Genomic DNA, 15151 nt, shown 5'->3' with positions numbered 1-15151 from the left:
ATTACAGCAACGGTTTGAGGAAGCGCGCGGTGTGCGAGGCTTCGCACTCTGCAACGGTCTCTGGCGTACCGGAGACGAGGATTTCACCGCCGCCGCTGCCGCCTTCCGGGCCGAGATCGACAATCCAGTCAGCGGTTTTAATCACGTCCAGGTTGTGCTCAATCACCACGATGGTGTTGCCCTGATCGCGCAGCTGGTGCAGCACGTCCAGCAGCTGCTGGATATCCGCAAAGTGCAGGCCGGTGGTCGGCTCATCCAGAATATACAGCGTCTGACCGGTACCGCGTTTGGACAGCTCACGCGCCAGCTTCACGCGCTGCGCTTCACCGCCGGACAGCGTTGTCGCTGACTGCCCCAGACGAATATAGGTCAGACCCACATCCATCAGGGTTTGCAGCTTACGCGCCAGCGCAGGGACGGCGTCAAAGAACTCGCGCGCCTCTTCGATGGTCATATCCAGCACTTCGTGGATGGTCTTGCCTTTGTACTTAATCTCCAGCGTTTCACGGTTATAACGCTTACCTTTGCACTGGTCGCACGGCACGTAGATATCCGGCAGGAAGTGCATCTCAACCTTGATTACGCCGTCGCCCTGGCACGCTTCACAGCGGCCGCCGCGCACGTTAAAGCTGAAACGGCCTGGCGTATAGCCGCGTGAACGCGCTTCCGGCACGCCGGCAAAGAGTTCACGTACGGGCGTAAAGACGCCGGTATAGGTCGCCGGGTTGGAACGCGGCGTACGGCCAATCGGGCTCTGATCGATGTCGATAACCTTGTCGAAATGCTCCAGCCCCTGAATGTCGCGGTACGGCGCAGGCTCGGCCAGCGTCGCGCCGTTCAGCGCCGTCTGCGCAATCGGGAACAGCGTATCGTTGATCAGCGTCGATTTACCGGAACCGGACACGCCGGTGATGCAGGTAAACAGCCCGACAGGCAGTGTCAGGGTCACGTCCTTCAGGTTGTTGCCGCGCGCGCCGGTCAGCTTCAGCACTTTTTCCGGGTTCGCCGCCACGCGCTGTTTCGGCACTTCAATTTTGCGCTTGCCGCTCATGTACTGGCCGGTCAGCGATTCAGGCACCGCCATGATGTCTTTCAGCGTCCCTTCCGCGACCACCTGGCCGCCGTGTACGCCTGCGCCCGGGCCGATGTCGATCACGTGGTCCGCGGCGCGGATCGCATCTTCGTCGTGCTCGACCACGATTACCGTGTTGCCGAGGTTACGCAGGTGAACCAGCGTGCCGAGCAGGCGTTCGTTGTCGCGCTGGTGCAGGCCGATAGACGGCTCATCCAGCACGTACATCACGCCGACTAAGCCCGCGCCAATCTGGCTCGCCAGGCGGATACGCTGGGCTTCACCGCCGGACAGCGTTTCAGCCGAGCGGGAAAGCGTCAGGTAGTTCAGACCGACGTTCACGAGGAACTTGAGGCGATCGCCGATCTCTTTCAGCACTTTTTCAGCGATTTTCGCGCGCTGACCGGAGAGCTTCAGGTTGTTGAAGAAGTCCATCGCGTGGCCGATGCTCATGTCTGAGATGGTCGGCAGTGCCGTGTTTTCGACAAACACGTGACGCGCTTCGCGACGCAGACGTGTACCCTCGCAGGTGGCGCAGGAGCGGTTGCTGATGAACTTCGCCAGCTCCTCACGCACCGCGCTGGATTCGGTCTCTTTGTAGCGGCGCTCCATGTTGTGCAACACCCCTTCGAACGGGTGGCGACGCACGGAAGTGTCACCGCGATCGTTCATGTACTTGAACTCAATATTCTCTTTGCCGGAACCGAACAGGATCACTTTATGTACGTTCGCGCTCAGGCTGGCCCACGGGGCTTCAACGTCGAACTTATAGTGCTCAGCCAGCGATTTCAGCATCTGGAAGTAGTAAAAATTACGCTTATCCCAGCCGCGAATAGCGCCACCCGCCAGCGACAGTTCCGGGTTTTGGATCACACGGTCCGGGTCGAAATACTGCTGAACGCCCAGGCCGTCACAGGTCGGGCACGCGCCCGCCGGGTTGTTGAACGAGAACAGGCGCGGTTCCAGCTCGCGCATGCTGTAGCCGCAAATCGGGCAGGCAAAGTTGGCGGAGAAGAGCAGCTCTTCCGCTTTCGGGTCGTCCATATCGGAGACCACGGCCGTGCCGCCAGAGAGTTCCAGCGCCGTTTCAAAGGACTCCGCCAGACGCGTTGCCAGATCTTCACGTACCTTAAAGCGGTCAATCACCACTTCGATGGTGTGTTTCTTTTGCAGCTCCAGCTTTGGCGGATCGGACAGGTCACACACTTCGCCGTCGATACGGGCGCGGATATAGCCCTGGCTTGCCAGGTTCTCCAGCGTTTTGGTGTGCTCGCCCTTACGCTCTTTAATGATCGGCGCCAGCAGCATCAGGCGTTTGCCTTCCGGCTGCGACAGTACGTTATCCACCATCTGGCTGACGGTCTGGGCCGCCAGCGGGACGTCGTGGTCCGGGCAGCGCGGCTCGCCCACGCGCGCATACAGCAGACGCAGGTAGTCATGGATTTCGGTAATGGTACCGACCGTGGAGCGCGGGTTATGCGATGTGGATTTCTGCTCAATGGAGATAGCAGGGGACAACCCTTCAATGTGGTCGACATCCGGTTTTTCCATCAGCGACAGGAACTGACGCGCGTACGCCGAGAGCGATTCAACGTAACGACGCTGTCCTTCGGCATACAAAGTGTCGAAAGCCAGTGAGGATTTGCCAGACCCCGAAAGCCCGGTCACGACGATGAGTTTGTCGCGAGGGATTATGAGGTTAATATTTTTGAGATTATGGGTGCGGGCGCCCCGAACTTCGATCTTATCCATTCACCTTTCCCGGTTGGAACACGGATTGCCTGATTTGTTTGAAGGACAAACGGCTGTCAGAAACGGCTAATTATGACACAAAATGACCTGTTTGAATATACAGTATTGGAATGCATTTTCTGATTCACTGTGTAACAATGTCGAGTTCGCGGGAGAACTCTGGAACGTGCTACGCAACTATCAAAGTGCAGCATGGAAATGGTACACTCGCGCGTTTACACTATTAAGAAACGTATTCAGGAGACACGAACATGGCCAGCAGAGGCGTAAACAAGGTGATTCTCGTCGGTAATCTGGGCCAGGACCCGGAAGTACGCTACATGCCGAGTGGTGGCGCAGTTGCCAACATTACGCTGGCTACTTCCGAATCCTGGCGTGATAAAGCGACCGGAGAAATGAAAGAGCAGACCGAATGGCACCGCGTTGTGCTGTTTGGCAAACTGGCCGAAGTGGCCGGTGAGTATCTGCGTAAAGGTTCTCAGGTCTATATCGAAGGCCAGCTGCGTACCCGCAAATGGACCGACCAATCCGGCGCTGAGAAGTACACCACGGAAGTGGTGGTGAATGTGGGCGGCACCATGCAAATGCTGGGTGGCCGTCAGGGCGGTGGCGCACCGGCAGGTGGCGGTCAGAATCAGCAGCAGGGTGGTTGGGGTCAGCCTCAGCAGCCTCAGGGCGGCAACCAGTTCAGCGGCGGCGCGCAGTCCCGTCCGCAGCAGCAGTCTGCTCCGGCACCGTCTAACGAACCGCCAATGGATTTCGACGACGATATCCCGTTCTGATATCCAGACGCGTGAAAAACAAAAAACCCAGACAATGTCTGGGTTTTTTTATAACAGGCTATCAGGTAATCACCATCGGCCAGTCTGGCGGAGTGTGGCTCATGGCTTCAACCATCACCACTTTAATGTTTTCCCAGACGGCGGCAATGTCTACCAGCGTAATGCCAAGCAAACCTGTCGCGAACCAGCATGCGGCGCCCAACCCTAACAGGGTGCTAATCACAGCAAGACCTGCGTAGTCGGACTTTCGAAACTGAATGTTTAACGTGCTGGCCAGGAACATCAAAACCGCGCTCAACAACGGCCAGCGCAGGAGCACCATGCTGGTGGTAATGGTTGCCATAAAACCCATCCTCGACAAAACAGACGAACTGGAATGAAACAATGTTTCTCGTTACATAAGATGTGTGAACTATATCACATTTGCTGTTTTATTCGCCAGTATCCGCGTGAGGTAAAAGTGGGATTATTGCCGGGGAAAATATATCGTCGTCGCTCAGAACGACGTCTGGTCGGAATTTTTATTTTTATTTCATCCAGATAGTAAAACCTTTGCAAAACGCCATCGGCTGTATAGCGTTTACAGCAGTATATCTATGGATTATGCTTGTGTGGAACAATAAATGTACCCGCAAAAATAATTCATCGCATTGAATTAATTGACTTTTTTGGATTTTGTATTCTTTGTTTTACACTCGGCATGCTCTTTGATTTCGTGGTCTTATTCTTTTATTCAGATATGAATTATTGCGGTTGCTCTCTCGATTAATGACCTGCGAAAAGATAATGAAAGAAAAAAGACGCGAGATTATTAACGACAGCATGCAGGCGCTGCATGCCCTGGCGAAGCTGATGCCGCAACTCAACGCGCAGTGTTCGCCGGTTGAAATGCTGGAAATTATCAACAGCGCACTGGGGGCAAATCTCTCATGGGTCAGTGTCGAATCCGCAGACGGGCCGCGCGTGGTTTGTGCCGGCGACGTGACGTGTCACGCCTTTAACGTGGCGGATTTTCTTGCCAGCACCCTGTTGCAGCGGCATCACCGCGCCTGGCGGGTGATCTACTGGAAAGAGCATATTGGCCGGGCGGTATTTTCCCCTCAGCACCCAGGCTATGCGCGGCTGCAAAGCGGCGTGCTGTGTAAATTCTCAGCGCATGGCAGACAGTGCAGTGGTTATTTCTTTTTGGCTTTTAATGAAAAACTGACCTCGTTGCCGATATTGAAAAATATCGTGGTGGTATTGGTTGAGAAGCTAAAAGATTATTTTGATGACATCATCGTGCGGGAAAAAACGGCGCAGGAAATGCAGCGCGTCGTCACGCAATATAAAACCTTATTTGAGCGTGCTCCGGTATTAATGAACGCCTTTGACAGGCATAACCGGTGTGTATTGTGGAATGCCGAATGCGAAAAAGTCTTTGGCTGGAGTATGACTGAAATCGGCGAGCATCCCGATCCGCTGGCCCTGTTTTACCCGGATCCTGAGGAGCGACAGCGCGTGCAGGAGTCGGTTCGTTTCGCACCACTTAAGGATATGTACGAATGGCACCCGGTGCGTAAAGACGGGACGCAGTTAACCATTCTCTGGTCAAACATCCTTTTGCCGGATAACTCCATTCTCAACATTGGCCTGGATATCACCGAACGTAAAAAAGCAGAACAGCAGCTGACCGTCAAAGCCACCACGGACGATCTGACGGGCTGTCTGAATCGCTCGACAATCTTACAGCGTCTCAAAATAGCGCTGGCAGCCAGTTCGCCGCAGGATGTCAGTAGCCACTTCTGTCTCCTGATGTTCGATCTCGATCATTTCAAGCAGATCAACGATCGGTGGGGACATCAGGTTGGCGATGCGGCATTGATCCACTTTTGCGACCGTATTCGCGAGGTGAGCCCGGCCGGGTCGGCGCTGGGACGGGTGGGGGGCGAAGAGTTTGTTCTTCTGCTGGCGCACACGGATGGTATGGCCGCTACGTTGCTCTCTTCCCGGCTGCGTGCCGCGCTGATCTCAAAACCGCTGCGTGTGGGCGATAAAACGCTGGTACTCTCTTTCAGCGCCGGGGTGGTTGAAGTCTGTCAGGGGCAACGGGATACTTCTGCCATACTGATGCGTGCCGATAAGGCATTATATGACGCCAAGCGTACGGGAAGAGGAAAAACGGTCCTGGCGTCTGATTATTTATAAATCAGCATAAGAACAAAGAGCAGGCTATTTCAGCCAGCGAATTTTCCACACCTGTCGCGGGTAATTATTTTCCTTATCAGAAACGAAATGAATACTTTTAGTTTGGCTTACGGGAAAATATTATCGGCATCACGAATTTTAGGATTTTTAATACCAAAAGTCAGTTGCTAACTTCCCATGATTCATGCAACGTAATCACCTGTTTATCAAAGCAGCCGGTCTTCATTGCTACAGGCGTACAACATGCAGGGATACAGAGCGGGAAATGAATCGTAGCGCGCTGCGCAACATGCTCAAAGTGGTCGGGATTATCATGGTAGTTATGCTGCCGGTGATGCTTGCGCTATGGTTTGCCCAGCTTAGAGCCGTGTCGGAAATCAGCGCCCAGCTGCGCACGTTTGCTGAACTTGCTTTAAACAAAACTGAACGGGTTATTCAACAGGTTGATCTGGCCCGGGAAGACGCGGAAAAATATCAGGGAAAAGTGTGTACGCCGGAGCATCGTCAATATATGTTGAACGTTTCCCGCGGTCGTCTTTTTGTTGCCGATTTAATTTATGCTGAAGGCCAGTCGTTTCTCTGCTCGACCCTTTTTACGCCGGATCATCCTTACACCATTCCCGCTGCCAATTACACACGTAAACCCGACGTTGCTATCTATTATTTTCGCGATACGCCATTTTTTGATGGTTATAAAATGATATATATGCAGCGCGGAAATTATGTCGCAGTGGTCAACCCGCTTTCGTACAGTGAGGTGATGTCAGACGATCGTTCCCTGTCGTGGGGGGTGTATGACACCGTCAGCAATGCATTCTTTTCTGTAAGCCAGAAAGCCAATATTTCTTTATTGCATTCGATGCTTCGACATCAGGAAACGACTTTTCAGAAAGGTGACCGTTTTTATACGATCGTGAAATCCGGGCAGCGGCCGATTGCGGCCATCGTTTCAACCTCCAGCGCCCGTTTTTATAAAACGCTTTATCATCAGGCCACCCTGACGCTACCGCTGGGGATAATTTGCAGCATTATTATTCTGCTGGTGTGGTCGCGTACACACCGTGAATTCAATTCGCCTGGCCGACTTCTGCACCGGGCGCTGAATAAACGCCAGCTGTGCGTCCATTATCAGCCCATTATTGATATTAAAAATAACCAGTGCGTGGGGGCAGAGGCGTTGTTGCGCTGGCCTGGATTCAACGGTCAGGTTATGAGCCCGGCGGAATTTATTCCCCTGGCAGAAAAAGAGGGGATGATTGAGCGCATTACGGATTACGTCGTGGAGGAGGTGTTCAGCGATCTGGGCCATTTTCTTGCCGCTCATCCCGGTCTGTATGTCTCGATTAACCTGTCGGCGTCGGATTTTCACTCTTCGCGTCTTATCGCCCTGATCTCCGACAAAGCCCGCTTTTACTCGGTTCGCGCGCAGCAAATCAAAATTGAGGTGACGGAGCGGGGGTTTATTGACGTGCCAAAAACCACGCCGGTCATTCAGGCGTTTCGCCAGGCGGGGTATGAAGTGGCGATTGATGATTTCGGAACCGGCTACTCTAACCTGCATAACCTCTATTCGCTGAACGTCGATATCCTGAAAATCGACAAATCCTTTATCGATACCTTAACCACCAACAGCACCAGCCACCTGATTGCCGAGCACATCATTGAGATGGCGCAAAGCCTGCGGCTGAAAACCATTGCGGAAGGGGTCGAGACGGGGGAGCAGGTGAGCTGGTTGCTGAAGCGTGGCGTGCAGTATTGTCAGGGATGGCACTTCGCGAAAGCGATGCCGCCCCAGGCATTTATGGCCTGGCAGCAGCAACCCTTGCGTTAACACGCATTAATTGAGCTGATGGCGGTAGTCGCTCGGCGTACGGTCAAACTCGCGGCGGAAGACGCGGGAAAAGGTCTGCTGCGACACATAGCCCAGATCCATTGCGATATCAAAAATGGGCCGCTGCGTTGAGCGTAACGCCTGCGCCGCCAGCAGGAGCCTGCGCTGGCGAATGTAATCACCCAGCGTTTGATGCATTACGGTGCGGAACATTCTCTGTAAATACCATTTCGAATAGCCCGACTTCTTAGCGACCACATCAATGTTCAACGGCTGGTCGATATGTTCATCAATCCATTCAATAAGTGTCTGAATAATTTGCTGATGCGACATAAGGTTACCCCTCTGTGGAGACATCTGTCCTGGTTGATTCGTCGTTTTCTCTGCGGGGGAGTATAATTCCTCAAGTTAACTTGAGGTAAAGAGGTTTTATGGAAAAGAGATTACCGCGCATCAAAGCGCTGTTAACCCCCGGTGAAGTGGCTAAGCGAAGCGGTGTGGCGGTGTCGGCGCTCCACTTCTATGAAAGCAAAGGGTTAATAAAAAGTATCCGTAACGCCGGAAACCAGCGGCGCTATACCCGCGATGTGCTCCGCTACGTGGCGATCATCAAAATTGCGCAACGTATCGGCATTCCTCTGGCCACCATCGGTGACGCGTTCGGCGTATTGCCGGAAGGGCACTCGCTGAGCGCGAAGGAGTGGAAGCAGCTGTCGTCCCAGTGGCGAGAAGAGCTGGATCGTCGTATTCACACGCTGGTGGCCCTGCGCGATGAGCTGGACGGCTGCATTGGTTGCGGGTGTTTATCACGCAGCGATTGTCCGCTACGTAACCCGGGTGACAGGCTGGGCGAGCAGGGAACGGGGGCGCGGTTGCTGGAGGAGGATTGAGAGGTGTTTGCCGGATGGCGCTTCGCTTACCCGGCCTACGCTCTCGGTTTTGCAGGTCGGGTAAGGCGCAGCCGCCACCCGGCAACAAGCATAAAGAACTAAAGCGCCACTAAGGGCGCTTTAGTTTTTTCCGGTCTTTGTCTTTCTCTCTATCCCGCTGGCTCACGGGAGGGTTTCCCCCGACATCAGTACCCCTCGTGTCGAGCTTGTGGAGGAGGTTCCGGTTTGTACTGACACTTTAATTCTATGCCCGGCCGCCGTTTTTGCCACCGGAGACGGTGAGATTTTAGCCAAATTTTTTTCGTGAAGTTGTTCAGTTTTCTATAGTTAAAAAGTATGAATCACCGGAGAACATCATGCTAACGGTCCACCACCTTAATCAGTCTCGTTCACATCGCGTCCTCTGGGCGCTGGAAGAGCTGGGTCTGACGTATGAGATTGTGCGCTACCAGCGCGAGAAATCCATGCTTGCACCGGATTCGCTCAAAAAAGTGCATCCGCTGGGGAAATCCCCGGTACTGGAAGATAACGGACTGGTGCTGGCCGAATCAGGCGCGATTCTGGAATATCTTCAGGAAACGTACGATTCGGCGTCACGATTCAAACCGTTAGATCCCGCCCATAAAGTGCAGTATCGCTTCTGGCTGCATTACGCCGAAGGGTCTTTGATGCCGCTCCTGTTAATGAAGCTGGTGTTTAACAGCCTCGGCAAACCACCCGTCCCGTTTGGCCTGCGCACGCTGGGTAAGGCGCTGGGGCAGGGGGTGCAAAAAGCGTATCTCAACCGCCAGCTGGAAACGCATGCGCGCTTTATTAACGATCATCTTGCCGAAAACAGCTGGTTTGCCGGCGACACGCTGACCATGGCTGATATCCAGATGAGTTTTCCCCTCTTCGCCCTGCTGGCGAGAGGCGGCATCGACAATCTCGACCACATAGCGGCGTGGAAACAGAGAGTGGAGGCACGTCCGGGCTGGCAGACAACGCTTGCGAAAGGCGGCCCGCTGACAATCCCCGGCGAGGGATGAAATGTAACGAAATTGCGCATGGACGATAACGTTTGCGCATCCTCTGCTTAATTCTTCATCGCCATGAGGCAATTTTAGCGAAAAACGAGAAAGTTCAGTTGAAAAGGGCGGGTATTAGGCTAGATAATCGTTTGCCTACATTTGACCACCCGTTTTGTAAGCGCGGAGCTAAACGTTTGCTTTTTTTGTGACGCCCCTTTCGTCGCAAACGCAGCACAAGGATTTGACGTTTCGCTGGCAGTGGAGTCTCCACCACGCTTACGGACTTTCAATAAAAATTTTCAGGGGATGTTTTCTATGTCTACGCCATCTGCGCGTACCGGCGGTTCACTTGACGCCATGTTTAAAATTTCTGCTCGCGGCAGCACCGTGCGCCAGGAAGTTGTTGCCGGTCTGACCACGTTTCTGGCGATGGTGTACTCCGTCATCGTGGTGCCAGGCATGCTCGGCAAAGCGGGCTTCCCGCCAGCGGCGGTCTTCGTTGCCACCTGCCTGGTTGCGGGTGTGGGTTCGATTGTGATGGGCCTGTGGGCGAACCTGCCGCTGGCGATCGGGTGCGCCATCTCCCTGACCGCGTTTACCGCCTTCAGCCTGGTGCTGGGCCAGCATATCAGCGTCCCGGTAGCGCTCGGCGCCGTGTTCCTGATGGGCGTGCTGTTCACCGTAATTTCAGCAACCGGCATTCGTAGCTGGATTTTGCGCAACCTGCCGCAGGGCGTGGCGCACGGCACCGGCATCGGTATTGGCCTGTTCCTGCTGCTGATCGCTGCCAACGGCGTGGGTCTGGTCATCAAGAACCCGCTGGACGGCCTGCCGGTTGCGCTGGGTAACTTCGCGAGCTTCCCGGTGATCATGTCGCTGGTGGGTCTGGCGGTGATCATTGGCCTGGAAAAACTGAAAGTGCCGGGCGGCATTCTGCTGACCATTATCGGCGTGTCCATCGTCGGCCTGATCTTCGACCCGACCGTTCATTTCTCCGGGATTTTCGCCATGCCGTCGCTGAGTGATGACAAAGGCAACTCCCTGATTGGCAGCCTGGATATTGTGGGCGCGCTGAACCCGGTGATCCTGCCAAGCGTGCTGGCGCTGGTAATGACCGCGGTGTTTGATGCCACGGGCACCATCCGCGCGGTGGCCGGTCAGGCTAACCTGCTGGATAAAGACGGACAGATTATTGACGGCGGCAAAGCGCTGACCACCGACTCCCTGAGCAGCGTTTTCTCTGGCCTGGTAGGTGCGGCGCCTGCGGCGGTGTACATTGAGTCCGCAGCGGGTACGGCGGCAGGCGGTAAAACCGGCCTGACGGCCATCACCGTTGGCGTGCTGTTCCTGCTGATCCTGTTCCTCTCTCCGCTCTCTTATCTGGTGCCGGCTTACGCGACCGCACCTGCGCTGATGTACGTCGGCCTGCTGATGCTGAGCAACGTGGCGAAAATCGACTTCGCGGATTTTGTTGATGCTATGTCCGGCCTGATCACTGCGGTATTCATCGTGCTGACCTGTAACATCGTGACCGGCATTATGATCGGCTTCGCCTCGCTGGTGATTGGGCGTCTGGTCTCCGGTGAGTGGCGTAAGCTGAACATCGGTACCGTGGTCATCGCCGTTGCGCTGGTGGCGTTCTACGCGGGCGGCTGGGCCATCTGAATTGACTTTTTATGCGAAAACGGGTGGCTCAGGCCGCCCGTTTTTATTTTCAGGACTCATCCTGTTGCCTTTTACGTTACTCTGGAGAGGATAGAATAAGAGGCACGACGCCTCAGGTTTGGCATATAAGAAACACAGCAAACAGGGAACGCATGGAAATTTTCTTCACAATACTCATCATGACCCTTGTGGTCTCATTATCCGGGGTGGTTACACGCGTACTGCCCTTCCAGGTCCCCCTGCCTTTAATGCAAATAGCTATCGGTGCGCTGCTGGCGTGGCCGACGTTCGGTCTGCACGTGGAGTTCGATCCGGAACTGTTCCTCGTGCTGTTTATCCCGCCGCTGCTGTTTGCCGATGGCTGGAAAACGCCGACGCGCGAATTTCTGGAGCACGGGCGAGAGATCTTCGGCCTGGCGCTGGCGCTGGTGGTGGTCACCGTGGTCGGGATTGGTTTCCTGATCTACTGGGCCGTACCGGGGATCCCGCTCATACCCGCCTTTGCGCTGGCCGCCGTGCTGTCGCCTACCGACGCCGTGGCGCTGTCCGGCATTGTGGGCGAAGGGCGCATTCCAAAGAAAATCATGGGCATTTTGCAGGGCGAGGCGCTGATGAACGACGCCTCTGGCCTGGTCGCCCTGAAGTTTGCCGTGGCGGTTGCCATGGGCACCATGGTCTTTACCGTCGGCGGTGCGACCCTGGAATTCTTCAAGGTGGCGATTGGCGGTATCCTCGCGGGCTTTGTGGTGAGCTGGCTGTACGGACGCTCGCTGCGCTTCCTCAGCCGCTGGGGTGGCGACGAACCCGCTACGCAGATCGTCCTGCTGTTCCTGCTGCCGTTTGCCTCTTACCTGATTGCCGAACACATCGGCGTGTCGGGTATTCTGGCGGCGGTAGCCGCGGGGATGACCATCACCCGCTCCGGCGTTATGCGCCGCGCGCCGCTGGCGATGCGCCTGCGTGCGAACAGTACCTGGGCCATGCTCGAGTTTGTGTTTAACGGCATGGTGTTCCTGCTGTTGGGTCTGCAACTGCCGGGCATTATGGAATCCTCGCTGATTGCAGCCGAAGCGGATCCAAACGTTGAAGTCTGGATGCTGTTTACCGATATCGTGCTCATCTACCTTGCGCTGATGCTGGTGCGTTTCGGCTGGCTGTGGACGATGAAGAAATTCAGCGTTCGCTTCCTGACCAAAAAGCCGATGGAGTTCGGCTCGTGGACCACGCGCGAGCTGCTGATTGCCTCTTTCGCGGGCGTGCGCGGGGCGATCACCCTTGCTGGTGTGCTCTCCATTCCTCTGCTGCTGCCGACGGGTGACGTCTTCCCGGCGCGCTACGAGCTGGTGTTCCTGGCGGCGGGCGTGATCCTCTTCTCCCTGTTTGTCGGCGTGATTATGCTGCCGATTCTGCTGCAACATATTGACGCAGGGGACTCCTCGCAACAGCACAAAGAAGAGCGGATTGCCCGTGCGGCGACGGCGGAAGTGGCGATTGTCGCCATCGAGAAGATGGAGGAGCGTCTGGCCGCCGATGCCGAAGAGAACATTGATAACCAGCTGCTGAAGGAAGTCAGTTCACGCGTGATCGGTAATTTGCGTCGCCGTGCTGACGGACGTAACGACGTGGAAAGTTCGTTGCAGGAAGAGAACCTCGAACGCCGTTTCCGCCTGGCGGCGCTGCGCTCCGAGCGTGCCGAGCTGTATCACCTGCGCGCGACGCGGCAGATCAGCAACGAGACGCTGCAAAAGCTGCTGCACGATCTGGATCTGCTGGAAGCGTTGTTGATAGAGAATCAGTAGCGCTGTAATTGCCCGGTGGCGCTGCGCTTACCGGGCCTACGTGCTCGATCGGTTCCCTCTCCCTGTGGGAGAGGGTTAGGGTGAGGGTACCCAAAACCCCTCACAGCATTGCAACCACGCCTGCGCGCTGTGCGACAGATAGACCCCTTCACGCCAGATCATCCCCAGCTGCCAGTGCAGGTCGCTCTCCAGCGGGATCCAGCGCAGCGTATTTTTATCCAGCCGCTCGCAGATCGGCTGCGGCAGAATGGCAATCCCCACGCCCGCCTGTACCATCGCCGCCAGAAAATCCCACTGACCGCTGCGCACCGCAATGCGCGGCTTTACGTTGTGCTGGTTAAACAGCGCCATCAGCTGGCGGCTTAAGGCGAAATCTTCGTTGTAAATCAGCAGCGGGTGTTCGCCGAGCAGCTCGGGTTTTACTGACTCAATCTTCAGCCAGTCGCCGGAGCGCGGCACCAGCACGCACAGCGGGTGGCTGAACAGAGGCAGCGTCGCCAGGCCGCTTTCCTCCTCCACGGGAAGGGCCGTCATGGCCACGTCCAGTTCACCGTTCATCACCGCCTGCTGCACGGTCAGGCCGCCAAATTCAGAAATTTTTAGCTCAACGCCGGGATAGCGCTGGCGAAACAGGCTTATCGGCCCGGCCATCATCATGCCGACCATCGGCGGAATACCGAGCCGCAGCAGCCCTTTTGTCAGATGGTTGATGTCCCCAAGCTCGGCCTCCAGCTGGCGGAACTCCGCCAGAATTGCCAGCCCGCGCTCGAACACCACGCGTCCGGTATCGGTCAGCAGTAGCTTGCGCCCGTCGCGGATCAGCAGGGTACAGTTCAGCTCATCTTCGAGATTTTTCAGCATCTTGCTGATGGTCGGCTGGGTTACGAATAACTTCTCCGCTGCGCGGGTAAAACTTTGCTGGCGAACCACCTCGACAAAATAGCGCAGCGTTCTTATGTCCATGATTATTCCTCGAAACTATACCTTCGATGATTTTAATTCATTTCAGTCGATACCGTACGCTCACTATACTGGCGCCTCGTCTCATTTCTGAGGAAAACCCCCATGGCCGTGGCGTTAAGCCGTGTTACGCCTGCCGTTGTGCAACGACTCCAGGTACCGGTTCAGGTACTGCTCTACGCGGGACTGTTTGTTTTCGCGGAATATCTTGTCGACTGGCTGCATCTGCCTTTACCCGCCAACCTGGTGGGGATGGTGCTGATGCTGACGCTGATCCTCTGTCGCGCGTTGCCCCTTAGCTGGGTGCGGGCCGGCGCACGCTGGCTGCTGGCGGAGATGCTGTTGTTCTTTGTGCCGGCTGTGGTGGCGGTGGTGAATTATGCCCAGTTGCTGATGGTCGACGGCTGGCGCATCTTTGCGGTTATCGCCCTGAGCACGATGATGGTGCTGGGCGCCACCGCCTGGGTGGTGGATAAAGTGTATCGCTTTGAAATCAGCAGGCAGAAGCATGACTAACTTTCAGATAAGCGTGCTGTGCCTGATTGCGACAGTCGTCATCTACTTTGCCAACAAGCGCCTGTATCGCCGCTTTCGCGCGCTGCCGCTGATGCCGCTGGTCTTTACGCCGATACTGCTGGTGCTGATGCTGGTCTTCGGCCATATCTCCTGGCAGAACTACATTGGCGAATCCCACTGGCTGCTGTGGCTGCTCGGCCCGGCGACCATCGCCTTCGCCGTACCCGTTTATGACAACCTCGCCATTATCAGACGCCACTGGATGTCGCTCAGCGCGGGTGTCGTCACCGCGACGGTGGTGGCGGTGTGCAGTTCGGTCTGGCTGGCGCGGTTGTTTACCCTGTCGGATGAAATCCAGCGCAGCCTGGCGGTGCGTTCGGTGACCACGCCGTTTGCGCTGGCAGCCGCCAAACCGCTCGGTGGCCAGCCGGATCTGGTGGCGCTGTTTGTGGTGGTGACGGGCGTCTTCGGCATGGCAGTGGGGGATGTGCTGTTTCTGCGGCTTTCCATTCGCGAAGGGATGGCGAAAGGCGCGGGGTTTGGCGCGGCGTCGCACGGGGCGGGGACGGCACGTTCGTATGAGCTGGGACAGCAGGAGGGCGTGGTCGCGAGCCTGGTGATGATGCTTTCGGGCGTCACGATGGTGCTGATTGCGCCGCTGGTGGCGTGGGTGATGTTTTAAGCTCC

General features: G+C 55.9%; 13 protein-coding genes. 9 read left to right on the top strand and 4 right to left on the bottom strand.

Going from position 1 to position 15151, the window contains the following annotated elements; genetic code table 11:
- Nucleotide 1 precedes the first annotated feature (1 nt).
- A complete protein-coding gene (gene uvrA / locus KTH07_RS18705; RefSeq protein ID WP_015570187.1) occupies nucleotides 2–2824 on the bottom strand; it encodes an excinuclease ABC subunit UvrA in 2823 nt (940 codons plus the stop codon).
- Between the two features lie 251 nt (nucleotides 2825–3075).
- Between uvrA and ssb1 the strand changes: the two genes are divergently transcribed.
- A complete protein-coding gene (gene ssb1 / locus KTH07_RS18700) occupies nucleotides 3076–3606 on the top strand; it encodes a single-stranded DNA-binding protein SSB1 (RefSeq protein WP_006177466.1) in 531 nt (176 codons plus the stop codon).
- A gap of 61 nt (nucleotides 3607–3667) precedes the next feature.
- Here ssb1 and KTH07_RS18695 read toward each other — a convergent pair whose 3' ends face one another.
- Complete coding sequence (locus KTH07_RS18695; RefSeq protein WP_003860282.1) at nucleotides 3668–3949, bottom strand: YjcB family protein; 282 nt, start codon at nucleotides 3947–3949, stop codon at nucleotides 3668–3670.
- A gap of 443 nt (nucleotides 3950–4392) precedes the next feature.
- Here KTH07_RS18695 and KTH07_RS18690 point away from each other — a divergent pair, with 443 nt between their 5' ends.
- Nucleotides 4393–5793, top strand: a complete 1401-nt coding sequence (locus tag KTH07_RS18690) for a sensor domain-containing diguanylate cyclase (RefSeq protein ID WP_032620549.1) — start codon at nucleotides 4393–4395, stop codon at nucleotides 5791–5793.
- A 265-nt stretch (nucleotides 5794–6058) separates the two neighbouring features.
- On the top strand, nucleotides 6059–7624 hold the full coding sequence (locus tag KTH07_RS18685; protein ID WP_039272016.1) for an EAL domain-containing protein: 1566 nt from the start codon (nucleotides 6059–6061) through the stop codon (nucleotides 7622–7624).
- Between the two features lie 6 nt (nucleotides 7625–7630).
- On the opposite strand, the gene soxS is transcribed toward KTH07_RS18685, so the two are convergent.
- Nucleotides 7631–7957 carry a superoxide response transcriptional regulator SoxS gene (gene soxS / locus KTH07_RS18680; protein WP_003860277.1) on the bottom strand — a complete coding sequence of 109 codons (327 nt, stop codon included), beginning with the start codon at nucleotides 7955–7957 and terminating at the stop codon, nucleotides 7631–7633.
- A gap of 98 nt (nucleotides 7958–8055) precedes the next feature.
- Here soxS and soxR point away from each other — a divergent pair, with 98 nt between their 5' ends.
- The 4 genes from soxR to KTH07_RS18660 all read left to right on the top strand — a co-directional run bounded on the left by soxR (nucleotide 8056) and on the right by KTH07_RS18660 (nucleotide 12988).
- Nucleotides 8056–8514: a redox-sensitive transcriptional activator SoxR gene (gene soxR, locus KTH07_RS18675; RefSeq protein WP_003860275.1), complete on the top strand. Its 459-nt coding sequence runs from the start codon at nucleotides 8056–8058 to the stop codon at nucleotides 8512–8514.
- Between the two features lie 356 nt (nucleotides 8515–8870).
- Nucleotides 8871–9542, top strand: coding sequence for a glutathione S-transferase family protein (locus tag KTH07_RS18670; RefSeq protein WP_017694715.1), 672 nt, complete (start codon nucleotides 8871–8873; stop codon nucleotides 9540–9542).
- Nucleotides 9543–9839: 297 nt separating this feature from the next.
- A complete protein-coding gene (gene ghxP / locus KTH07_RS18665; protein ID WP_006810466.1) occupies nucleotides 9840–11189 on the top strand; it encodes a guanine/hypoxanthine transporter GhxP in 1350 nt (449 codons plus the stop codon).
- Between the two features lie 152 nt (nucleotides 11190–11341).
- The gene (locus KTH07_RS18660; protein WP_003860270.1) at nucleotides 11342–12988 is read left to right on the top strand and encodes a Na+/H+ antiporter; all 1647 of its coding nucleotides are present in this window, start codon (nucleotides 11342–11344) and stop codon (nucleotides 12986–12988) included.
- 75 nt (nucleotides 12989–13063) lie between these two features.
- Here KTH07_RS18660 and KTH07_RS18655 read toward each other — a convergent pair whose 3' ends face one another.
- On the bottom strand, nucleotides 13064–13951 hold the full coding sequence (locus KTH07_RS18655) for a LysR family transcriptional regulator (protein WP_022646759.1): 888 nt from the start codon (nucleotides 13949–13951) through the stop codon (nucleotides 13064–13066).
- Between the two features lie 102 nt (nucleotides 13952–14053).
- Between KTH07_RS18655 and KTH07_RS18650 the strand changes: the two genes are divergently transcribed.
- Together KTH07_RS18650 and KTH07_RS18645 are read left to right on the top strand one after the other, a co-directional pair.
- Nucleotides 14054–14464, top strand: coding sequence for a CidA/LrgA family protein (locus tag KTH07_RS18650; protein ID WP_023302931.1), 411 nt, complete (start codon nucleotides 14054–14056; stop codon nucleotides 14462–14464).
- Nucleotides 14457–15146, top strand: a complete 690-nt coding sequence (locus KTH07_RS18645) for an LrgB family protein (RefSeq protein WP_015570195.1) — start codon at nucleotides 14457–14459, stop codon at nucleotides 15144–15146. Before KTH07_RS18650 ends, KTH07_RS18645 begins: the two co-directional genes overlap by 8 nt.
- Nucleotides 15147–15151 lie beyond the last annotated feature (5 nt).

Source organism: Enterobacter cloacae complex sp. ECL72 (assembly GCF_019056635.1).
Classification (GTDB): domain Bacteria; phylum Pseudomonadota; class Gammaproteobacteria; order Enterobacterales; family Enterobacteriaceae; genus Enterobacter; species Enterobacter hormaechei_C.
The sequence above is the reverse complement of the archived record's forward strand: the minus strand, read 5'-3'. Positions and strand labels throughout refer to the sequence as shown.

Bases quoted from the DNA above. Each gene is read 5' to 3' on its own strand.
- KTH07_RS18685 (WP_039272016.1), top strand. From the start codon at position 6,059: ATGAATCGTAGCGCGCTGCGCAACATGCTCAAAGTGGTCGGGATTATC.
- KTH07_RS18650 (WP_023302931.1), top strand. From the start codon at position 14,054: ATGGCCGTGGCGTTAAGCCGTGTTACGCCTGCCGTTGTGCAACGACTC.
- soxR (WP_003860275.1), top strand. From the start codon at position 8,056: ATGGAAAAGAGATTACCGCGCATCAAAGCGCTGTTAACCCCCGGTGAA.
- uvrA (WP_015570187.1), bottom strand. From the start codon at position 2,824: ATGGATAAGATCGAAGTTCGGGGCGCCCGCACCCATAATCTCAAAAAT.
- ghxP (WP_006810466.1), top strand. From the start codon at position 9,840: ATGTCTACGCCATCTGCGCGTACCGGCGGTTCACTTGACGCCATGTTT.
- KTH07_RS18695 (WP_003860282.1), bottom strand. From the start codon at position 3,949: ATGGCAACCATTACCACCAGCATGGTGCTCCTGCGCTGGCCGTTGTTG.
- ssb1 (WP_006177466.1), top strand. From the start codon at position 3,076: ATGGCCAGCAGAGGCGTAAACAAGGTGATTCTCGTCGGTAATCTGGGC.
- KTH07_RS18655 (WP_022646759.1), bottom strand. From the start codon at position 13,951: ATGGACATAAGAACGCTGCGCTATTTTGTCGAGGTGGTTCGCCAGCAA.
- KTH07_RS18645 (WP_015570195.1), top strand. From the start codon at position 14,457: ATGACTAACTTTCAGATAAGCGTGCTGTGCCTGATTGCGACAGTCGTC.
- KTH07_RS18660 (WP_003860270.1), top strand. From the start codon at position 11,342: ATGGAAATTTTCTTCACAATACTCATCATGACCCTTGTGGTCTCATTA.
- soxS (WP_003860277.1), bottom strand. From the start codon at position 7,957: ATGTCGCATCAGCAAATTATTCAGACACTTATTGAATGGATTGATGAA.
- KTH07_RS18690 (WP_032620549.1), top strand. From the start codon at position 4,393: ATGAAAGAAAAAAGACGCGAGATTATTAACGACAGCATGCAGGCGCTG.
- KTH07_RS18670 (WP_017694715.1), top strand. From the start codon at position 8,871: ATGCTAACGGTCCACCACCTTAATCAGTCTCGTTCACATCGCGTCCTC.